Below are 23,949 nucleotides of genomic sequence, written 5' to 3' on the forward strand. Positions count from 1 at the left end.
ACCCCGGAGAGTCTTCAATGAGCAGTGTTGTTGCCATCGTCAAAAGCATTGTCGGTCAGGTATTCGTGGTGTCCCCAGAGGGCGTCCGTCGGGTACTCGTTGAAGGCGATCGCCTGTTTGTCGGCGACCAGATCGACACCGGTCTGTCTGGCGCCGTGTCGCTTGAATTGGCTGATGGCCGCACCCTGGATCTGGGCCGCGAAACCCAGTGGAGCGCCAACGCGCCCGACTCCAGCACTGACTTGGCCGAAGCCACCGCGCAGGCCGCGCCGTCGGTAGCAGAATTGCAGCAAGCCATCGCCGCCGGTGTCGACCCGACTACCGCCCTCGATGTTACCGCTGCCGGCCCGAGCGCCGCAGGCACTGGCGGTGCCGCCGGTGGCGGTCACAGTTTCGTGATGCTCGACGCCACCGCTGGCCGCGTTGACCCGACCATTGGTTTCCCGACTGCAGGCATCAATGCTGCCGGGCAGGCCGGGCAAAACATCACCGGCGGCCAGACCACCGATACCACCACTAACGCTCTGCGTGAGTCGACCCTGAGCCTTAGCGCTACGCCGTCCATCACCGAAGCCGGCGGCGTGCTGGTCTACACCGCGACCCTGACCCAGGCGCCATTGACCGACCTGACCATCACCCTGTCCAACGGCGCGGTGATTGTGATTCCTGCTGGTTCCACCACCGGCACCGTCAATGTGCCGCTGGCGCCGAACGACACGGTTTATAACGATCCGAGCCAAATCGACGTGACCGTCACCGGCACCACCGGCGGCAACGGCATCACCGTGACGCCACCGACCACCCCGGCCACGACGCAGGTCACCGACACCATCGACACCACCACCGTCACCCTGACGGCGGGGCCGAGTGTCACCGAAGGCGGACAGATCACCTACACCGCAACGCTGACCAACCCGGCGCAAACCCCGGTGACCGTCACCCTGTCGAACGGCTCGACCATCACCATCGGCGCCGGCCAGACCACTGGCACCGTCAACGTGCCGACCCCGGCCAACGACGTCTATAACAATGGCAGCACCGTCACCACCACCATCACCGGTGCGACTGGCGGCAACTTCGAAAACCTGGTGCCGAACCCGACACCAGCGGTGACCACCATCACCGATTCGATCGACACCACCAACCTGACCCTGACCGCCACCGGCACAGTGGTCGAGGGTGGCCAGATCACCTACACCGCGACCCTGACCAACCCGGCGCAAACCCCGGTAACCGTCACCCTGTCGAACGGTTCGACCATCACCATTGAAGCTGGCCAGACCACTGGCACCGTCAACGTGCCGACGGCGGCCAATGACGTTTACAACAATGGCGGCACCGTCAGCACCACCATTACCGGCACGACCGGCGGCAACTTCGAAAGCCTGGTGCCGAACACTACGCCGGCGACCACCACGGTGACCGATTCGATCGACACCACCAACGTCAGCCTCACCGCCACCGGTACGGTCGTCGAAGGCGGCCAGATCACCTACACCGCGACGCTGACCAACGCCGCACAAACCCCGGTGACGATCACTCTGTCGAACGGCTCGACCATCACCATTGAAGCCGGCAAGACCACCGGCAGCGTCAACGTGCCAACCGCGGCCAACGACGTTTACAACAATGGCAGCACCGTCAGCACCACGATTACCGGCACCAGCGGCGGCAATTTCGAAAATCTGGTGCCGAACACCACGCCAGCGACCACCACGATTACCGATTCGATCGACACCACCAATCTGTCGTTGTCAGCGACCGGGACCGTCGCCGAAGGTGGCTCGATCGTTTACACCGCGACTCTGACCAATCCTGCCGGTACACCGGTGACCGTGACCCTGAGCAACGGCTCGGTGATCATCATCGAGGCGGGTAAAACCACTGGCACCGTGACCGTTCCGGCGCCAGCCGATGACGTCTATAAAGACGCCGGCAACGTTGAAGTGACCATCAAGGACGCTTCCGGCGGCAACTTCGAGAACCTGGTGCCGAGCACCGTTCCAGCCGTGACCGAAGTCACCGACACCATCGACACATCGACCGTGAAACTGACGGCCGACACCTCGGTCGCTGAAGGTGGCACCGTCACTTACACCGCTACCGTTGGCGCGCCAGTCACCGGTTCCCCGGTTGTCGTGACCCTGGCCAACGGCCAGAACATTACCATCGCCGTCGGCCAAACCACCGGCACCGTGACCACCACTGCGCCGAACGATGCGCTGACCGGCAATGCGCCGCTGACCAATTCGATCACTGGCGTTTCCGGTGGTAATTACGAAGATCTGGTGGCCGACAAGACCCCGGTTTCGACCAGCGTTACCGATGTTGCCGACACCACCAACCTGGCACTGAGTGCGACCGGTTCTGTGGCTGAGGGTGGTTCGATTGTTTACACCGCGACCCTGACCAACGCAGCCGGTTCGCCGGTCACCGTGACCCTGAGCAACGGCTCGGTAATCACCATTGAGGCCGGTAAAACCACCGGCACCGTGACCGTCGCAGCACCAGCCGATGACGTCTACAAAGACGCCGGCAAAGTCGAAGTCACTATCAAGGACGCCACGGGCGGCAACTTCGAGAATCTGGTGCCAAGCACCGTTCCAGCCGTCACCGACGTGACTGACACCGTCGACACCACCACAGTCAAACTGACCGCCACCGAGTCGGCGGCTGAAGGCGGCACCGTCACCTACACCGCCACTGTCGGCGCGCCGGTGACCGGTTCACCAGTTGTGGTGACCCTGGCCAATGGTCAGAACATCACTATCGAAGTGGGTAAAACCACCGGCACGGTGACCACCACAGCACCGAATGACGCGCTGACCGGCCACGCGCCGATCACCAACGCGATCACGGGCGTGAGCGGCGGCAATTACGAAGATCTCGTCGCCGACAAAACCCCGGTCAGCACCACTGTTACTGACACCACTGACACCACCGACCTGACGCTGAGCGCGACGGGCACCGTGGCTGAAGGCGGCTCGATTGTTTACACCGCGACCCTGACCAACCCGGCCGGTACGCCGGTCACCGTGACCCTGAGCAACGGCTCGGTGATCACCATCGAAGCGGGCAAAACCACCGGCACTGTGACGGTTCCTGCACCTGCCGATGACGTCTACAAGGACGCCGGCAAAGTCGAAGTCACAATCAAGGACGCCACGGGCGGCAACTTCGAGAACCTCGTTCCGAGCACCGTTCCAGCCGTCACCGACGTCACTGACACCATCGACACCTCGACCGTCAAACTGACCGCGACCGAGACCGCTGCTGAAGGTGGCACCGTCACCTACACCGCGACCGTCGGCGCGCCAGTCACCGGTTCGCCGGTCATCGTGACCCTGGCCAACGGTCAGACCATCACCATCGCCGTCGGCCAGACCACCGGCACCGCGACCGCCACCGCACCGAACGATGCGTTGACCGGCCATGCACCGCTGACTAACTCGATCACCGAGGTCAGCGGCGGCAACTACGAAAATCTGGTCGCTGACAAAACTCCGGTCAGCACCACCGTGACCGACACCACCGACACCACCAACCTGACGCTCAGCGCCACCGGTACCGTGGCTGAAGGCGGTTCGATCGTTTACACCGCGACCCTGACCAACGCAGCAGGCTCGCCCGTCACCGTGACCCTGAGCAACGGCTCGGTAATCACTATCGACGCCGGTAAAACCACCGGCACCGTGACCGTCGCTGCGCCTGCCGATGACGTCTATAAAGATGCCGGCAAAGTCGAAGTGACCATCAAGGACGCCACGGGCGGCAACTTCGAGAACCTGGTGCCAAGCACCGTTCCAGCCGTGACCGACGTCACTGACACCATCGACACCTCGACGGTGAAACTGACCGCGACCGAAACCGCTGCTGAAGGCGGCACCGTCACTTACACCGCGACTGTTGGTGCACCAGTGACCGGTTCACCTGTCGTCGTGACCCTGGCCAACGGTCAGAGCATCACCATCGAAGTCGGCAAAACCACCGGCACCGTGTCGACCGCCGCTCCGAACGATGTGCTGGCCGGTCACGCTCCGCTGACCAACTCGATCACCAACGTCAGCGGCGGCAACTACGAAAATCTGGTCGCCGACAAAACTCCGGTCAGCACTACCGTGACCGACACCGTCGACACCACCACCGTTTCGCTGACCGCCACCGGCAACGTCAATGAAGGCGGGCAGATCGTTTACACCGCGACACTGACCAACCCGGCCGGCACGCCGGTGACCGTGACCCTGAGCAACGGTTCGACCATCACCATCGACGCCGGCAAGACCACCGGCACCGTGACCGTTCCGGCGCCAGCCGATGACGTCTACAAAGACGCCGGCAAACTCGAAGTGACCATCAAGGAAACCTCGGGCGGCAATTTCGAAAATCTGGTAGCCAATCCGACGCCAGCGGTGACCAACGTTGCCGACACCATCAACACCACGCACCTGACCCTCAGCGCTGAAAGCTATGTGCTTGAAGGCACTTCGATCACGTACACCGCGACCCTGACCAACGCCGCGCAAACGCCGGTGACCGTCAACCTGAGCAACGGTCAGACCATCACCATCGAAGCCGGTAAAACCAGCGGTTCGGTGACCATCGCCGCGCCGAGCGATGACGTTTACAAAGACGTCAGCAAGCTCACCGTGACCATGACCGATGCCACTGGCGGCAACTTCGAGAAACTCGACGTCAGCAAGACTCCGGTCAGCACCACCGTCAATGACACCATCGACAAAACCACGCTGACCCTCAGCGCCAGCGACACCGTCAGCGAAGGTGGCCAGATCACCTACACCGCGACCCTGAGCAATCCGGCCGGCACCGCCATGACCGTGACCCTGGCCAACGGCGCGGTGATCAACATCGCCGCCGGCGCCACCAGCGGTTCGGTGAACTTCGCTGCGCCTGCGAACACTCCATACATCGACGGCGGCAAGGTACAGACCGCGATCGCCAGCCACAGTGGCGGCAACTTCGAACAGGTCGATGCCAACCGTTCGGCAGTGGTTACAACTGTCACCGATACGGTCGACACCACCAATATCAGCCTGAGCGCCACCGCTTCGGTCGCCGAGGGCGGCTTGATCGTCTACACCGCGAGCCTGACCAACCCGGCGGGCACGGCGATGTCCGTGACCCTGAGCAACGGCGCGGTGATCAACATCGCCAAAGGCGCGACCACTGGCACCGCGACCGTCGCAGCACCGGCCGATGACGTGTACAAGGACGCTGGCAAGGTCGATGCGAGCATCACCAAGACCACCGGCGGCAACTTCGAGAACCTGGTGGTTGACAAGACTCCAGCGGTCACCGACGTGACCGACACCATCGACAACAGCACCGTGTCGCTGACCGCCACCGCCAGCACCACTGAAGGCGGCGTGGTGGTTTACACCGCCTCCGTAACCGCTCCCGTCACCGGTGCGCCGGTTGTCGTGACCCTGTCCAACGGCCAGACCATCACCATCCCGGTTGGCGCCAGCAGCGGCAGCGTCAACTTCACCGCACCGAACGATGCCCTCGCTGGCGGCAACACGCTGAGCGTGAAAATCGACGGCGCCAGCGGCGGCAACTACGAAAATCTCGTGGCCGACAAGACCCCGGCCGTGACTTCGGTGACCGATACCGTCGACACCACCAACCTGTCGTTGAGCGCGACAGGTTCTGTGGCTGAAGGTGGTTCGATTGTTTACACCGCGACGCTGACCAACCCGGCTGGCACGCCAGTCACCGTGACATTGAGCAACGGCTCGGTGATCACCATCGACGCTGGTAAAACTACCGGTACCGTGACCGTCGCAGCGCCTGCCGATGACGTCTACAAGGACGCCGGCAAAGTCGAAGTCACCATCAAGGATGCAACGGGCGGTAACTTCGAGAACCTGGTGCCGAGCACCACACCAGCAGTGACCGACGTCACTGACACCATCGACACCTCGACGGTGAAACTGACGGCCGACACTACTGTGGCTGAAGGCGGCACTGTCACTTACACCGCTACAGTCGGCGCGCCGGTCACCGGTTCGCCAGTCGTGGTGACCCTGGCCAACGGCCAGAGCATCACCATCGAAGTCGGCAAGACCACTGGCACCGTGACTTTCACTGCGCCGAACGATGCGCTGACCGGTCAGGCGTCGCTGGGTAATTCGATCACTGGTGTCAGCGGCGGCAACTACGAAAACCTGGTGGCCGACAAGACCCCGGTTTCCACCACCGTCACCGACACCGTCGACACCACTGACCTGTCGCTCAGCGCCACCAATTCGGTCGCCGAGGGCGGTTCGATCATCTACACCGCAACCCTGACCAATCCGGCCGGTACGCCGGTGACCGTGACCCTGAGCAACGGCTCGGTGATCACCATTGAAGCGGGCAAGACCACCGGCACTGTGACGGTTCCTGCGCCTGCCGATGACGTCTACAAGGACGCCGGCAAAGTCGAAGTGACCATCAAGGATGCTACGGGCGGCAATTTCGAGAATCTGGTGCCGAGCACCGTTCCGGCCGTGACCGAAGTCACCGACACCATCGACACCTCGACGGTCAAACTGACCGCCACCGAATCTGCGGCTGAAGGTGGCACCGTCACTTACACCGCCACTGTCGGCGCTCCGGTGACGGGTTCGCCAGTGGTCGTGACACTGGCCAACGGTCAGACCATCACCATCGAAGTCGGTAAAACCACCGGCACCGCGACCACCATTGCACCGAACGATGCGCTGACCGGCCACGCGCCGTTGACCAATGCGATCACTGACGTGAGCGGTGGTAACTACGAGAATCTGGTCGCCGACAAGACCCCGGTTTCGACCACCGTCACCGACACCGTCGACACCACTGATCTGTCGCTCAGCGCTACCAATTCGGTCGCCGAGGGCGGTTCGATCATCTACACCGCGACTCTGAGCAATCCCGCCGGTACGCCGGTGACCGTGACCCTGAGCAACGGTTCGGTGATCACCATTGAAGCGGGCAAGACCACCGGCACCGTCACCGTCGCTGCACCGGCCGATGACGTCTACAAAGACGCCGGCAAAGTCGAAGTGACCATCAAGGATGCTACGGGCGGCAATTTCGAGAATCTGGTGCCGAGCACCACCCCAGCGGTAACCGACGTCACTGACACCATCGACACCTCGACGGTCAAACTGACCGCCACCGAGACCGCTGCTGAAGGTGGCACCGTCACCTACACCGCGACCGTCGACGCGCCAGTCACCGGTTCGCCGGTTGTCGTGACCCTGGCCAATGGTCAGAACATCACCATCGAAGTGGGTAAAACCACCGGCACCGTGACCACCACCGCACCAAACGATGCGTTGACCGGTCATGCGCCGTTGACCAACGCGATCACCGACGTTTCCGGCGGCAACTACGAAAACCTCGTGGCCGACAAAACCCCGGTCAGCACCACCGTGACCGACACCACGGACACCACCAATCTGTCGCTGACTGCGACGGGCACTGTGGACGAAGGCGGCCAGATCACCTACACCGCCACCTTGACCAACGCGGCTGGCTCGCCAGTGACCGTGACCCTGTCGAACGGTGCCGTGATCACCATCGACGCTGGTAAAACCACCGGCACTGTCACCGTCGACGCACCGAAAGATGACGTCTACAAAGACGCCGGCACCGTCGAAGCGACCATCAAGGGCGCGACCGGTGGCGACTTCGAAAACCTCGTCACCAGCACGACCCCGGCCGTCACCACCGTCAACGACACCATCGATACTTCCACAGTGTCGCTGACCGCCACCGCCAACGTCGCCGAAGGCGAAACCGTGGTCTACACCGCAACCGTGACTGCGCCAGTGACCGGCTCGCCGGTGGTCGTGACCCTGTCCAACGGCCAGACCATCACCATTGCGGTCGGTGAAACCACCGGCTCGGTGAACTTCGTTGCGCCGAACAGCCCGTTGGCCGGCGGCAGCTCGCTGAGCGTGACCATCGACGGCGCCACCGGCGGTAACTACGAAAAACTCGCGGTCGACGGCAAATCTGCCGACACTGCGGTTTCGGACACCACCGACACCACCAACCTGAACCTGACAGCGACCGATTCGGTGGCTGAAGGCGGTTCGATCGTTTACACCGCGACGCTGACCAACCCGGCCGGCACCCCGGTGACCGTGACCCTGTCGAACGGTTCGGTGATCACCATTGAGGCGGGTAAAACCACCGGCACCGTGACCGTCGCAGCGCCTGCCGATGACGTCTACAAAGACGCCGGCAAAGTCGAAGTGACGATCAAGGATGCAACCGGCGGTAACTTTGAGAATCTGCTGCCGAGCACCGTGCCGGCCGTGACCAACGTCACCGACACCATCGACACCACCACCGTCAAACTCACCGCGACCGAGTCGGCGGCTGAGGGTGGCACCGTTACCTACACCGCCACCGTCGGCGCGCCAGTCACCGGTTCGCCTGTGGTCGTGACCCTGGCTAACGGTCAGACCATCACCATTGGCGTTGGCCAGACCACCGGCACCGCGATCACCACCGCGCCGAACGATGCATTGACCGGCCACGCGCCGATCACCAATGCGATCACCGAAGTGAGTGGTGGTAACTACGAGAATCTGGTCGCCGACAAGACACCGGTTTCAACCAATGTCACCGACACCGTCGACACCACTAACCTGTCGCTGACGGCGACCGGCACCGTGGCTGAAGGCGGTTCGATCATCTACACCGCAACGCTGACCAACGCGGCGGGCTCGCCAGTCACCGTGACCCTGTCGAACGGCGCCGTGATCACTATCGACGCGGGCAAGACTTCCGGCACTGTCACCGTTCCAGCTCCGGCAGATGACGTTTACAAAGATGCAGGCAAAGTCGAAGCAACCATTTCGACCGCGACCGGCGGCAACTTCGAGAATCTGATACCGAGCACCGTGCCGGCCGTGACCAATGTCACCGACACCATCGACACCTCGACCGTCAAACTGACGGCCGATACCTCCGTGGCTGAAGGTGGCACCGTCACTTACACCGCAACGGTGGGTGCGCCGGTTACCGGTTCGCCTGTGGTCGTCACCCTGTCAAACGGTCAGACCATCACCATCGGCGTTGGCCAGACCACCGGCACCGCAACCACCATCGCCCCGAACGATGCATTGACCGGCCACGCACCGATCACCAATGCAATCACCGAGATAAGCGGTGGCAATTACGAGAATCTGGTGGCCGACAAGACCCCGGTTTCGACCAACGTCACCGATACCGTCGACACCACTAACCTGTCGCTGAGCGCGACCGGCTCTGTGGCAGAAGGCGGTTCGATTGTTTACACCGCGACCTTGACCAACGCTGCTGGTTCGCCAGTCACAGTGACCTTGTCGAACGGCGCTGTGATCACCATCGAGGCTGGTAAAACCACTGGCACCGTGTCTGTTCCAGCGCCAGCCGATGACGTCTACAAAGACGCCGGCAAAGTCGAAGCGACGATTTCGACCGCGACTGGCGGCAACTTCGAAAACCTGGTGCCGAGCACAACGCCGGCCGTGACCGAAGTCACCGACACCATCGACACCTCGACCGTCAAACTGACGGCCGATACCTCCGTGGCTGAAGGTGGCACCGTCACTTACACCGCGACGGTGGGTGCGCCGGTTACCGGCTCGCCAGTCGTAGTGACCCTGGCCAATGGTCAGAACATCACCATCGAAGTCGGCAAAACCACCGGCACCGTGACTTTCACCGCACCCAACGATGCGCTGACCGGCCACGCGCCGCTGACCAACTCGATCACTGGTGTAACCGGCGGCAACTACGAAAACCTCGTGGCCGACAAAACCCCGGTCAGCACCAACGTGACCGACACTGTCGACACCACAAATCTGTCGCTGAGCGCGTCTGGTTCGGTTGCTGAAGGTGGCTCGATCGTCTACACCGCAACCCTGACCAACGCCGCTGGCTCGCCGGTCACCGTGACGCTGTCCAACGGCGCCGTGATCACCATCGAGGCGGGCAAAACCAGCGGCACTGTAACCGTTCCGGCTCCGGCCGATGACGTCTACAAAGACGCCGGCACCGTGCAGGCGACCATCAGCACGGCTACCGGTGGCAACTTCGAAAACCTGGTGCCGAGCACAACGCCGGCTATCACAAGCGTTACCGATACCATCGACACCACCACGGTGAAACTGACCGCGACCGCCACTGCCGCTGAAGGCGGCAATGTCGTCTACACCGCAACCGTCGGCGCGCCAGTGACTGGCTCGCCAGTCGTGGTAACCCTGTCGAACGGTCAGACCATCACCATTGGTGTTGGCCAGACCACCGGCACCGCGACCACTACTGCACCTAACGACGCATTGACTGGCCACGCACCGCTGACCAACTCGATCACCAACGTGACGGGCGGCAACTACGAAAATCTCGTTGCTGACAAAACGCCGGTCAGCACGAACGTGACCGACACTGTCGACACCACCAATCTGTCGCTCAGCGCGACCGGTTCCGTGGCTGAGGGCGGTTCGATTATTTACACCGCAACCCTGACCAACGCCGCTGGCTCGCCGGTCACCGTGACCCTGTCGAACGGTGCCGTGATCACCATCGATGCCGGCAAAACCACCGGCACCGTGACCGTTCCAGCCCCGGCCGACGACGTCTACAAAGACGCCGGCACCGTGCAGGCGACCATCAGCACCGCCACCGGTGGCAACTTCGAAAATCTGGTACCGAGCACTCTTCCAGCCGTCACCAGTGTCACCGACACCATCGACACCACCACCGTGAAGTTGACCGCCACTGAGTCGGCGGCTGAAGGCGGCAACGTTGTCTACACCGCTACCGTAGGCGCTCCGGTTACCGGCTCGCCAGTTGTCGTGACGCTGGCCAATGGTCAAATCATCACCATCGGTGTAGGCCAGACCACGGGCACCGCAACCACTGCAGCGCCAAACGATGCATTGACCGGTCACGCGCCGCTGACCAACGCGATCACCAACGTCACGGGCGGTAACTACGAAAACCTCGTGGCCGACAAGACCCCGGTCAGCACCAACGTGACCGACACTGTCGACACCACCAACCTGTCGTTGAGCGCGACCGGCTCTGTGGCTGAAGGTGGCTCGATCGTCTACACCGCGACCCTGACCAACGCTGCTGGCTCGCCAGTCACCGTGACCCTGTCGAACGGCGCCGTGATCACCATCGACGCCGGTAAAACCACCGGCACCGTGACCGTTCCAGCCCCGGCCGACGACGTTTACAAAGACGCTGGTACCGTGCAAGCAACGATCAGCACCGCCACCGGTGGCAACTTCGAAAACCTGGTGCCGAGCACGACGCCAGCAATCACCAGTGTTACCGACACTATCGACACCACCACGGTAAAACTGACCGCGACCGCCACTGCCGCTGAAGGCGGCAACGTCGTCTACACCGCAACCGTCGGCGCGCCAGTCACTGGTTCGCCAGTCGTGGTGACTCTGGCCAACGGTCAGACCATCACCATTGGAGTCGGTCAAACTACGGGGACTGCGACCACTACCGCACCAAACGATGCGTTGACTGGTCACGCACCGCTGACCAACTCGATCACCAACGTCACGGGCGGTAACTACGAAAACCTCGTGGCCGACAAGACGCCAGTTTCGACTAACGTCACTGACACCGTCGACACCACCAACCTGTCGCTGTCCGCGACTGGCTCCGTGGCCGAAGGCGGCTCGATCGTTTACACCGCGACCTTGACCAACGCCGCTGGCTCGCCAGTGACCGTGACGCTGAGCAACGGCGCCGTGATCACTATCGATGCCGGTAAAACCACTGGCACCGTGACTGTTCCAGCGCCAGCTGACGACGTCTACAAAGACGCCGGCACCGTGCAGGCGACCATCAGCACGGCTACCGGTGGCAACTTCGAAAACCTGGTGCCGAGCACGACTCCGGCTGTGACCAGCGTCACCGATACCATCGACACCACCACGGTGAAACTGACGGCCACCGAGTCTGCGGCTGAAGGCGGCAATGTCGTTTACACCGCAACCGTCGGCGCACCAGTGACGGGCTCGCCAGTCGTGGTAACCCTGTCGAACGGTCAGACCATCACCATCGGTGTTGGACAAACCACCGGCACCGCGACCACCACTGCGCCTAACGACGCATTGACTGGCCACGCGCCGCTGACCAACTCGATCACCAACGTGACCGGTGGCAACTACGAGAATCTGGTGGCCGACAAGACCCCGGTTTCGACTACCGTCACTGACACCATCGACACCACCAACCTGTCGCTGTCCGCGACCGGCACCGTGGCCGAAGGTGGCCAGATCACTTATACCGCGACCCTGACCAACGCCGCTGGCTCGCCAGTGACCGTAACCCTGAGCAACGGCTCGGTCATCACCATCGACGCCGGCAAGACCACTGGCACAGTGACCATTCCGGCACCGGCTGACGACGTTTACAAAGACGCCGGCAACGTCCAGGCAAGCATCAAAACCGCCACCGGTGGCAGCTTCGAAAATCTGGTGACCAGCACCGCACCAGCCGTGACCAGCGTCACCGACACCATCGATACCACCACGGTGAAACTGACCGCGACCGGCACCGCGGCTGAAGGCGGCAACGTCATCTACACCGCCACTGTCGGTGCAGCTGTGACCGGCGCGCCGGTTGTCGTGACCCTGGCCAACGGTCAGACCATCACCATCGACATCGGCAAAACCACCGGCACCGTGACCACCACCGCACCGAACGATGCGCTGACCGGCCACGCACCGCTGACAAACTCGATCACCAACGTCACTGGCGGCAACTACGAAAATCTCGTGGCCGACAAGACGCCGGTTTCGACCAGCGTCACTGACACCGTCGACACCACCAACCTGACGCTGTCCGCGACCGGTACCGTGGCCGAAGGTGGCCAGATCACTTACACCGCAACCTTGACCAACGCCGCTGGCTCACCAGTCACCGTGACCCTGAGCAACGGCTCGGTGATCACCATCGACGCGGGCAAAACCACCGGCACCGTGACCGTCCCGGCTCCGGCCGACGACGTCTACAAAGACGCCGGCAACGTGCAAGCCACCATCAGCAACGCAACGGGTGGCAGCTTCGAAAACCTGGTGACCAACACCACGCCAGCCGTGACCAACGTCACTGACACCATCGACACCACCACGGTCAGCATCACCGGCAGCAGCTCGGTGACCGAAGGCCAGACTGCCAGCTACACGGTCAGCCTGAATCACCCGGCGCAAACCGAAGTGACCCTGAAAATCGTCTACAGCGGCACCGCTGCCGACGGTTCGGACTTCACCGGTGTGTACACCGTGAAGATCCCGGCAGGTGCGAGCAGCGCGCAGTTCAACGTCGCGACCATCGATGACAAGATCACCGAAGGCACCGAGAACTTCGTGGTCAAGATCGATTCGGCGACCGGCGGCAACTTTGAAAATCTCGCGGTCAGCGCCACCAACGGCAGCGTTAGCACCTCGATCATCGACAACGACGCACCGCCGGTCATCGACCTCGACGCCAACAACTCCAGCGGCGCCACCGGTGCCGACTACAAGGTGACTTTCACCGAGAACACCCCGGGTGCGGGCGTGTCGATTGCCGACACCGATATCAAGATCACCGACCCGGACAGCACCATGCTGACTGGCGCGACCGTCGTACTGACCAACCGTCAGGACGGTGACGCGCTGAATCTGGGCAACAGCGTCAACGGCATCACCATCAATGCCAACAGCACCAACGGCACCGTGACCCTGACCTTGTCGGGCAACGCGACGCTGGCCGATTACATGCAGGCGATCAAGAACATCAGCTTCACCAACAACAGCGAAGACCCGAGCACCGTGCCGCGCATCATCACCGTGACGGTGACCGATGGCGGCAACTACTCCAACGTTGCGACCACCACGGTCAACGTGGTGGCGGTCAACGATGCGCCGGTCGCAGCGCCTGTCAACGTCACCGGCACTGAAGACACGCCGCTGATCCTTGGCTGGTCGACCTTCGGCGTGACCGACGTCGACAGCCCTGCCAGCAGCCTCGGGGTGAAAATCACCCAACTGCCGGGCGAAGGCAAACTGCAGTACCTGGACGGCTCGACCTGGAAAGACGTCGCCAACAACCAGACCTTCAGCAAGGCTGACATTGACGCGGGCAAGCTGCGCTTCCTGCCGGATGCCAACGAGTCGGGCGTCAACGGTTACGGCGGCACAGGTCTGGGCAACAACCAGGCTGACTACGCACAAATCAAGTTCCAGCCAACCGACGGCCAATTGCTGGGCAACACCGGTACCGTGAAGATCGACATCACGCCAGTGGCGGATGCGCCGACCGTGAGCGTGGCCGACAACAGCGTGAAGTCCACCGGATTGGTCAAGGAAGTCTGGACCGGCCTGTCGGGCCTGGGCACCAACGGCAACGGCGCAGATTCGACCACGTTGAAAAATGTGATCGACGGCGCTGGCACACCGAACACCAGCACTAACGTCAACAACGTGCAGTCTGACGGCAGCGTGACCGCCGGCACGGCGTCGAAGACTTCCGGCCTGATTTATCTGGAAGCCGGCAAGACCTACACCTTCAGCGGTATCGGCGATGACAGCCTGCTGGTGACCATTGGCGGCAAGAGCGTGGCGTCGACCACGTGGGGCGCGGGCGGCAACCTCAACGGTTCGTTCACCCCGACCACCAGCGGCTACTACACCCTGGACATCTACCACCACAACCAGAGCGGCCCAGGCAGCTATGACGTCAACCTGTCGGTCAACGGCAGCATGCCGATCGACCTGAGCAGCACTGGCGTACCGATCTACACCGGCGTACAGGATCTGGTGAACTCGGGCGTGACTGTCTCCGATCTGCACGGCACTAACGGCGAAGGCTATTACGACGGCTACAAACTCAACACCGGCGCCGAAGGCACCACGGTGAAACTGTCGGCGATCACCACCGCGCTGACGGACACCGACGGCTCGGAAACTCTGAGCGTGAAGATCAGCGGCGCGCCAGTCGGCTCGGTGCTCAGCGATGGCGCGGGTCACACCTTCACCGTCACCGCCAGCAGCGGCGACGCCAACGTCACCGGCTGGAACCTCGGCAGCCTGACCGTGACCCCACCGCCGTACTACAACGGCCAGTTCAACCTGACCGTGACCTCGACCTCCACCGAAATGGTCGGCGGTTCGGCCAGCAGCACCGCGACCATTCCGGTCAGCGTGGTGCCAGCGGTGTACAACGCCATCGTTGCGACTTCGGCCGATGACACTGTCACCGGCACCGATGGCAACGACATCATCGTCGCCGACATTGGTGGCCTGACCGTGGTCCCGGGCACCAACTACAACATCGCGTTCATGGTCGACAGCTCCGGCAGTATGAGCAGTTCGTCGATCAACTCGGCCAAGGATTCGCTGACATCGGTGTTCAACACCCTCAAGCAGAGCCTGGGCGGCAGCAACTCGGGCACGGTGAACATCTTCCTGGTGGACTTCGATACCCAGGTCAACAAATCGGTGTCGGTGAACCTCAACGATCCGAACGCGCTGACGCAGCTCAAAGCGGTACTGGACTCGATGAGTTCCGGCGGCGGCACAAACTACGAGGACGTGTTCAAGACCACGGCCAACTGGTTCCAGAGCGCCGACGCTGTGGCCAACACCGGGGCGAAGAACCTCACGTACTTCATCACCGATGGCCAGCCGACCTACTACCAGAGCGGCGAGCAGACCAACCCGACGCTGTACGGTAGCGTGAAGTTCGACAGCGTGGTGACCACCAGCAACTACAAGCTGGGCGACACCTTCAGCACCTATATCGACAACACGCATTACCTGAGCATCAACGCCAGCGGAATTGCCCAGTTGCAGACCTACACGGCCCGTTACGGCTGGAGCGCCACCAATCTGGGTACCGTTCACGCGCAGGGCGACGGCACTTACGAGCTGTCGAGCCTGGCGGGCAGCGGCAGCAGCACCACCTCGACCACCACCGACAACTCGACCAGCAGCTTCGCGTTGCTCAGTGGCCTGTCGAACGTGGAGGCCATCGGCCTCAACAGCGGCGTCAGCCTCAACGATCTGAAGCCTTACGATTCGGACAAAACGCCGCAGACCAACATCGATCCGAAGGATCTGGCCAACTCGATCATCGGCCACACCGAGGCGACGATGCCGGGCAACGACACCGTCAGCGGTGGCGACGGCAATGACATCCTGTTCGGCGACCTGGTGAGCTTCAACGGCATTGCCGGTGAGGGTTATCAGGCGATGCAGGCGTTCGTCGCGCAGCAGACCGGCGTCGACGTCAGCAAAGTCACCACCAGCAACGTGCACCAGTACATCACCGAGCACTATCAGGCGTTCGATGTGTCCGGCGCGCATGACGGCAACGACACGCTGTTGGGTGGCGCGGGCAATGACATCCTGTTCGGCTCGGGCGGCAACGACTTGCTTGATGGCGGCAAAGGCAATGACATCCTGCTCGGCGGCACCGGCAACGACACGCTGATTGGCGGTCAGGGCAACGACATCCTCATCGGTGGTTCGGGGGCGGACACCTTCGTCTGGAAGGCGGGCGACACCGGCAACGACGTGATCAAGGACTTCAAGGCCGCCGACGGTGACCGTATCGATCTGCGCGATTTGCTGCAGGGCGAGACCGGCAGCACCATCGACAACTTCCTGAAGATCACCACGGTCGACGGCACGTCGTCGCTGCAAGTCAGCTCGGCGGGCAAGTTCAACTCCGGCGACGCCGCTGCGGCAACCCCGGACGTGACGATCAAACTGGAAGGCAACAACTGGTCGAGCGCCAACATCCACAACCTGATTGCCGGCAGCGACCCGACCATCAAGGTCGACCACAACAACAGCTGACACATGAACAAAAACGGCCGCCCTTCTGGGGCGGCCGTCACGTTTGCGCCTACCGCGACGGTGACGATTACGTCGCCGCACCGCATACTCGCGCGCAGTTGGCTATGCTGCTGACAGCATGACGCTGGTTCATTTCCGAGGGATGCTCAATGTTTTACGTGCAACGCGATGCGCAAGGTCTGTTGATTCGCGTGGAAGCCGCGGCCTACGCCGAGGCCACGGAAACCCTGCCGGCCGACAGCCATGAAATCCAGGCCTGGTTCGCCAACGAAGTGGTGGAAACCAGCCTCAAACAGCTCAAGCAGAGCGACTTTGAAATGATTCGGGTCCTCGACGACCTGATTCAGGTGCTGACCCAGAAAGGCGTGATCCGCGTCACCGACCTGCCACCGGCGGCCCAAGCCAAGTTGATGGACCGGACCCAGGCGCGTGAAGCGTTGGGCGGGTTGAGCCAGTTGATCGATGAGGATGAGGGCGGGTTGATCTGATCCGCCCACAATCAAAAGCCTGCCCTCACCCCAGCCCTCTCCCTCCGGGAGAGGGAGCCGACCGAGGTGTCTGGCGTTATACATCGACCTGAAAAACCGGGTCGATTATGGATTCAAGACAAGTCGCTCAAGTCGGCGGACTCCCCGAATATCCCCCAATCAGTCCCTTGAGGGAGAGGGGCCGACCGAGGTGTCTGGCGATATACATCGACCTGAGAGAGCGGGTTGATTATGGATTCAGTGGAGTTCTTTCACGTCGGCGTATTGCGTCAATATCCCACGGTCAGTCCCCTCTCCCTCCGGGAGAGGGAGCCGACCGAGGTGTCTGGCGTTATACATCGACCTGAAAAACCGGGTCGATTATGGATTCAAGACAAATCGCTCACGTCGGCGGACTCCCCGAATATCCCCCCAATCAGTCCCTTGAGGGATAGGGGCCGACCGAGGTGTCTGGCGTTATACATCGACCTGAGAGAGCGGGTTGATTATGGATTCAGTGGAGTTCTTTCACGTCGGCGTATTACATCAATATCCCACGGTCAGTCCCCTCTCCCTCCGGGAGAGGGCTAGGGTGAGGGTGGCTTTTGCAATGACTCACCGCCAGGGCTTCGGCTCACCCAACAACTGCCCCTGAACCCCATACAAGCCCATCTCGCGAATCACCGACAATTCCCCTTCCGTCTCAACCCGCTCGGCAATCAACGGCAGATCAATGCTGTGCGCCGCCCGCTGGATCGCTTCGATAAACAGGCGTTTGTCACTCTCCTGATCGATCGCACGAATGTAGCTGCCATCGATCTTCAGGTACGCCAGCCCCAACCGCGCCAGGTTGCCAATCATGCTGAAGCGCCCACCAAAGCGCTGCAGACTGAGCGAAAAGCCGAGTTCGCGCAGACGTCGGGTCAACTGTTCCAGCACCGCTTGCTCCGGCAACTGCTCCTCACCGATCTCCAGGGTCAGGCGCGCGCCAAGATTGGAATGCGCGCGCAGAATCTCGAAGATTTTATTCAGCGCCTGCGGATCGGCCAGGGTCGCCGAGGACAGGTTCAGCGCCAGCGAATCCTCATGCGCTTTCATCTGTTCCAGCACCCGCTCGAGCATCAGGCGATCCAGTCGCGCGGTCCAGCCGAATCGCTCCAGCCATGGCAGAAAACGCCCGGCCGGGATGGTCTGGCCCTGATCATCGAGCAAGCGCGAGAGCACTTTGTAATGCAGCACCAATTGCGTGTCGGCGGCAGCCACCACCGGCTGGAAATACAGCTCGAAACGCTGCTGACTCAAGGCCTGATCGAGCAAGCGATGCCAGGCGTGGTGATCGTCGCCGACATCCGCCGTCAGGCTCTGATCGATGCAGGCCCAGTTCTGCTCACCCTGCCCTTCGGCTTGCGCCAGCGCCTGATCGCCGAGCGTCAGCACCTGTTGCGGCGAATCGCCGTGGGTGAATGGCGCCAGACCGATCGACGCCACGGCCGCGACGTCGGTCGCGCCGGTGGCGTGCAAACTGCTCAAGGCATTGTCGAGATTCTGCGCCAGTTGCAGCGCTTCCTCGCGGACCAGTCCCGGCGCCAGTACGGCGAATTCACCACCACGAATACGGGTGACGAGGTTCTGCGTTTCCGGGTACTTGGCACACTCGCGGGATAACTGTTCGCCGACCGCTTTAAGCAATTCATCGGTGCGCTGACCGCCCAGACGCTGGTTGAGCCCGGCCAGATCCTTGACCCGCAACAACAGCAGATAACCGGAGCTGGCCTGCTCCGGGTTGCTCACCCGGTTATTCAACTGCATCTCGAAATAACGCCGGTTGGCCAGCCCGGTGAGATTGTCCTGATAGGACTCGGCGCGCAGTTTTTCACTGCGCTCGGCCTGCTCCTGGAATAGCGCCTTGAGCTTTTCGACCATCTGGTTCATCGCCTGCACCACGCGACGCAACTCAGGCGTGCGCGGCAGATCCGGCAGGCTGAGGAATTCACGACGGGCAATGGCGTGGGATTGCTTGACCATGTAATCCAGCGGCTTCAACTGCCGGCGCAGCAGCAGCGCGCCGAGCACCGCACTCACTGCGCCGCAGATCAGCAGCCAGCCAAGACTGCCCAACGCGCTCTGCCACAGTTTGGCCACGGCGAACATCGGGTGGCTGACCACCTCGACCCGTGCCGCCTGCTCCCAGCCACGGCTGACCAGCGCATCGCCACCGGCCGGTTCCAGGCCGATCAGTTTGACGAACCAGTCCGGCACATTGCTGACGGCCGGAATGCCACTGCGCTCGACAATCGTCTGATCGGTCTTGAGATCGACCACGCGGATGCTCGCGTAATAACCGCTGTCGAAAATCGAGCTGACCAGCAGCTCGACCATTGCCGGGTCGTCGATATTCGGCGTCAGCGACAAGGCCAGCGCCGTCGCGGCGTCCTGGGCGTGGGAGCGCAACTGATTGACGTACTGGGTGCGCGAGCTTTCCAGACTGACCATGAAGCTGCCGGTGAAGGCGACCACCAGGAACAGACAGATAGCGATCAACAGCTGTTTGAACAAAGACATCTGAGCGCGTGCTCCTAGTTAGTCGTCTCGACCGGGAAACCTTCGGCCTGCATTTTCTTCAAGACATCCTGCCAGCGTGACAGGCGTTTGGTATCACCGACCTTCTTGTTGCCCTTGGCCCCCGGCAAGTACAACCCTTCAGCATTGAAAGAGTAGACCGGCAGCAAATCGGTTCGCTGCGACGCCGGCTGGATCGGATCGATCAGGCTGTCGAGCACCAACGGCATGGCATCGGGGGTGGCATAGTAAGTCAGGACCATGTGCGCGCGGTTCTGACGCAACGCCTTGACGTAGGTGATGCGCAGTTTGTCACTGGAAACCCCGAGGTGGCGCAGGCTGAAATACTTGGCGATCGCGTAGTCTTCGCAGTCACCGGCGCCCTTCCACAGCGCTTCGATAGGGGTTTCCCAATAATCGACCTCGTGCCACAGGTCGATGTCTTCGACGTAGCGCACCTGTTTGTTAAAGAACAGGTTCACCACTTTGAGTTTTTCCATTTCGCTGACCTGTTTCTGCGTGGCCAACAGGTTCTGCCAGGCATCGATCCGTTGCTGGCCGGCACCCAGTGGCCCGTAGAGTGCCGTGGCTTTGCGGCTGATCGCAGAAAAATCCCAATCGGCATGCAGACCGCCCAGCATCATGCCGGCCAGCAACAATGCGCAGCCTAGCCAGCGCAGCGTCCGAGGGATCGCGAAACGTACCGCCACAGCAGGTTTCCAGAGGGCAGGAGGGAAAGCGTTTGATGGTGAAGCTTAGCCCGGCAAAAAACAATGGCACCATGAGATCATCTACGGCACGCTAAACTTCAGTTGCCAGCGTAATGTTTTACAAGGTTTGACAACCTGTAGAGCAATCACTAGTGTCATTTGGATCCAAATCAGGCCGACATACAGGGTGCGTAGTCGTGACACAGAAGCCCAAACCGCTGCACAGCATTAAAGTCGACGGACCGATTCCTGCGCATCTGGCCCGTTCGGTGATCGAAGAAACCCTGCGCTCGGCGATCCTCGACGGTCGTCTGCCCTGCGGTACGGCCCTGCGTCAGCAGGATCTGGCCGATCTGTTCGGCGTCAGCCGCATGCCGGTGCGCGAAGCCTTGCGCCAGCTCGAAGCCCAGGAACTGCTCAGCGTTACCGCGCACAAAGGTGCGGTGGTTGCGCCATTGATTCAGGGCGATGCCACTGAAACCTACGAGTTGCGCATCCTGCTCGAATCCGAAGCCATGCGGCAGTCGGTTCCGCTGTTGACCGCTGCCGATCATGCACGCGCGGCGGCTTACATCGATGAGCTGGAGGCGCAACGCGACTACACGGAAATCGGCCGGCTCAACCGTTTGTTCCATATGGCCCTGTACAGCAAGGCGCCCAACAAACGCTTGCTGCGGCTGGTCGAAGACGGACTCAACGAAGAGGAACGCTTCCTGCGTTTCAACCTTGAGGCCATGGGTCTGGGCAAATTGTCCCAGGACGATCACCGGGCGATGCTGCAAGCGGTGCAAGATCGCGACACTGACCGGTCGATCGAACTCCTTGAGCAACACCTCAATCGGGGCGTCGAGGTCATTACCCGCTATCTCGCCACCCCCGCCGCACAAAGCCGCCAAGCCGCGCGCTGAACGCGTACCCACCCGCGAAGCACCCGCTTACAAATCCCCAAGCGATCTGCCTGCCCTCAGGCCGGCGGATCCGCGTCCCCGCTCTAACCCCCTGCGCACCATTCAGCCCGATATTTGCATCCTGCCAATGACGAATCGGTAATAGCCGTGGCGCTCATTTACCCGCACTCTTGAACGGCCAACCCCATAAAGAACGGGCGACGCGCCGTCCTGACGGCGCAGTCCCCGCACCAGGAACCTACGGAAGGAGCCTTGCCACGGGAAAAAGGAAGTCATGGCGCGGGGTCACGGCCAACTTCCGCCCTTTTAAATCATTCAACTCTTATTACTGGAAAGTTGCTTCGAGTGAGGCATTCACTCTTGTCGATCAATTTTGGCCGTTATTCGCCGAAAGGAGCTTCTACGCCTAAATAAAACTTCCGCCAGAAGTTTTATCGGTATTACTCAACTTCAAAAAACAGCCAACTTAAAATAATTAAAAATGTACTTGTTAAATACTTTGTCGGTGTATTAGTTTTTCCTCGCCAAGTGTGAACTTCACCGTTCACCTCGGCAGCGCCCCGATGCTTGCGGCACAGCAGCAGCGCTTTAAGGGCAGGCATGTCAGCGCTATACCAGCTCCGTACTTATCTTGCAGAAAGAAAGGTTGTCGTTCGCCGAAAGAAAACAAGCAAGTCGTCGTTTCATTGTTTGCGCAGTTGCCAGAACAGTTCCACTCAACATCAACGATAAAGGACATCATGATGCCCAATAAGAACCAACTCGCCCTGAAGAAAGCCGAACTTAGCATTCACCCGATCTTTTCCGAGATCACTTCGTTATCGGTGTTACAACGTTTCATGGAAACCCACGTATTTGCCGTGTGGGATTTCATGTCGCTGACCAAACGCCTGCAGCAGGAACTGACCTGCACGCGGTTGCCGTGGTTACCGCCGCGCGATCCTCACGCCGCCCGGTTGATCAACGAGATCGTTCTCGGCGAAGAATCGGACGATCGGCTGACCGAAGGGCATTACAGCCATTTCGAGTTGTACCTGGATGCGATGCGCGAAATCGGCGCGAGTACCACCGCCGTGGAGCGCTTTGTCGCGCTGCAACAGGAAGGTGTGAGCTATGACGTCGCGCTGCAAAGCGTCGAGGTTGATCCGGCCGCCGCGCAGTTTGTCCGCGACACCTTGCGTACCGCCCTGCATGCACCGGGACACAGTGTGGCGGCGGCGTTTCTGCATGGTCGCGAGAGCGTGATCCCGAGCATGTTCCAGCGCATCCTCGACGACTGGGGCATCGGAATCGAGCAGGCGCCGACCTTTCGCTATTACCTGGAACGCCACATCGAAGTTGACTCCGAAGATCACGGCCCGGCTGCGGAGCACCTTCTCGAGCGTCTGGTCGCTGGCGATCCGCAGCGTGAGGCCGAGGTCTACGCCAGCGCCATCGCGGCCGTGGAAAGCCGTATCGCCTTGTGGGACGGCCTGCGCCTGAGCATGCGCGAACCATTGGCGGAGGTGGCCCAATGAATGCCGCCGACTATCAATCGTTTGCCGATGCCTGGGAAAACCGCGCGACCATCCGCACTCGCCCACGGCGCGTGCTCGAAGACGACGAGCGGCTGATCTACCCGCTCAGCCGCCAACCACTGGTGCTCAGCGAAACCTTCCTGCGCGAGTGTCCGCAGCAGCGCGATTTCGCCTTGGTGCAGACGTTGTACAAATTCATCAACGATGTGGTGATTTTCGAGACCGAGATCGTCGATAAAACCGCGCGCAGCATCGCCAAGAATCGCTTCGCCGTGACCTTCCCGTTTGCCTGTCGTTACGACGCGATGACCGTGGTGGTCGACGAGGATTACCACGCGCTGGTGGCGATGGATTTCATGCAGCAAACGGTGGCGATGACCGGTATCGAACCGATTCAGTTGCCCGATGAAATCGAACTGAGCCGGGCGATTCCCGCCGCTGTTGCGCTGGCACCCGAGCACCTGCGTAGCGCGGTGGAACTGGTTTGCGTGGCCATCGCCGAAAATACCGTGACCGGTGATGTGGCGGCGTTCGCCCGCGACGATACGGTCAAGCCGTCGATCAAGGGCCTGATGGCCGATCACCTGCTCGATGAAGGTCGTCATTCGAGCTTCTGGGCGCGGATGGTGCGCATCTATTGGCACACCGCCAGCGCGGCGGATCGCGAAACCATCGCGCAAATCCTGCCGGTGTTCATCGGCCATTACCTGACCAACGACATCCAGAAAACCTTCGACCTGCGCCTCATCGATGCGCTGCCGGTCAGCGAAACCACCCGCCGTTCGCTCCGGGATGAAATGGCCGGGCTGGCGTTCCCGATCAATCGCCACCATCCGCTGGTGGGCAACATCGTCAAGTTCTTCCACAACAGCTCGCTGCTCGACACGCCCTGCGTGCAGCACGCCTTGCGTGATTACCTGGTTTGATGAGGA

Annotated in this window: 8 protein-coding genes; 5 read left to right on the forward strand and 3 right to left on the reverse strand. The window is 61.4% G+C overall.

Translation table 11 applies throughout. The features are described from left to right. Nucleotides 1-17: 17 nt before the first annotated feature. Complete coding sequence (locus L8H52_RS22415) at nucleotides 18-16,856, forward strand: LapA family giant adhesin (protein WP_242208751.1); 16,839 nt, start codon at nucleotides 18-20, stop codon at nucleotides 16,854-16,856. A 149-nt stretch (nucleotides 16,857-17,005) separates the two neighbouring features. After that, nucleotides 17,006-17,344 (forward strand): hypothetical protein, encoded by a 339-nt coding sequence (locus L8H52_RS22420; protein WP_007918987.1) that lies wholly within the window; start codon nucleotides 17,006-17,008, stop codon nucleotides 17,342-17,344. A gap of 594 nt (nucleotides 17,345-17,938) precedes the next feature. On the opposite strand, the gene lapD is transcribed toward L8H52_RS22420, so the two are convergent. After that, a complete protein-coding gene (lapD, locus tag L8H52_RS22425) occupies nucleotides 17,939-19,885 on the reverse strand; it encodes a cyclic di-GMP receptor LapD (RefSeq protein WP_242208750.1) in 1,947 nt (648 codons plus the stop codon). Between the two features lie 14 nt (nucleotides 19,886-19,899). Continuing rightward, nucleotides 19,900-20,592: a cysteine protease LapG gene (gene lapG / locus L8H52_RS22430; protein ID WP_127925361.1), complete on the reverse strand. Its 693-nt coding sequence runs from the start codon at nucleotides 20,590-20,592 to the stop codon at nucleotides 19,900-19,902. A 197-nt stretch (nucleotides 20,593-20,789) separates the two neighbouring features. Here lapG and L8H52_RS22435 point away from each other — a divergent pair, with 197 nt between their 5' ends. Beyond that, on the forward strand, nucleotides 20,790-21,500 hold the full coding sequence (locus L8H52_RS22435; RefSeq protein ID WP_242208749.1) for a GntR family transcriptional regulator: 711 nt from the start codon (nucleotides 20,790-20,792) through the stop codon (nucleotides 21,498-21,500). A gap of 440 nt (nucleotides 21,501-21,940) precedes the next feature. On the opposite strand, the gene L8H52_RS22440 is transcribed toward L8H52_RS22435, so the two are convergent. Next, a complete protein-coding gene (locus tag L8H52_RS22440) occupies nucleotides 21,941-22,102 on the reverse strand; it encodes a hypothetical protein (RefSeq protein WP_242208748.1) in 162 nt (53 codons plus the stop codon). A 138-nt stretch (nucleotides 22,103-22,240) separates the two neighbouring features. Between L8H52_RS22440 and L8H52_RS22445 the strand changes: the two genes are divergently transcribed. Next, nucleotides 22,241-23,017 carry a DUF3050 domain-containing protein gene (locus tag L8H52_RS22445; RefSeq protein ID WP_242208747.1) on the forward strand — a complete coding sequence of 259 codons (777 nt, stop codon included), beginning with the start codon at nucleotides 22,241-22,243 and terminating at the stop codon, nucleotides 23,015-23,017. Beyond that, nucleotides 23,014-23,943 (forward strand): diiron oxygenase, encoded by a 930-nt coding sequence (locus L8H52_RS22450; protein ID WP_242208746.1) that lies wholly within the window; start codon nucleotides 23,014-23,016, stop codon nucleotides 23,941-23,943. Before L8H52_RS22445 ends, L8H52_RS22450 begins: the two co-directional genes overlap by 4 nt. Nucleotides 23,944-23,949: the final 6 nt, after the last annotated feature.

This window comes from Pseudomonas sp. CROZ-RG-20F-R04-15 (genome assembly GCF_022662375.1).
GTDB lineage: Bacteria > Pseudomonadota > Gammaproteobacteria > Pseudomonadales > Pseudomonadaceae > Aquipseudomonas.

Excerpts from the sequence above, each read along its gene's own strand:
- L8H52_RS22440 (WP_242208748.1), bottom strand. The coding sequence starts at position 22,102 with ATGCCTGCCCTTAAAGCGCTGCTGCTGTGCCGCAAGCATCGGGGCGCT.
- L8H52_RS22445 (WP_242208747.1), top strand. The coding sequence starts at position 22,241 with ATGATGCCCAATAAGAACCAACTCGCCCTGAAGAAAGCCGAACTTAGC.
- L8H52_RS22420 (WP_007918987.1), top strand. The coding sequence starts at position 17,006 with ATGTTTTACGTGCAACGCGATGCGCAAGGTCTGTTGATTCGCGTGGAA.
- L8H52_RS22415 (WP_242208751.1), top strand. The coding sequence starts at position 18 with ATGAGCAGTGTTGTTGCCATCGTCAAAAGCATTGTCGGTCAGGTATTC.
- lapD (WP_242208750.1), bottom strand. The coding sequence starts at position 19,885 with ATGTCTTTGTTCAAACAGCTGTTGATCGCTATCTGTCTGTTCCTGGTG.
- L8H52_RS22450 (WP_242208746.1), top strand. The coding sequence starts at position 23,014 with ATGAATGCCGCCGACTATCAATCGTTTGCCGATGCCTGGGAAAACCGC.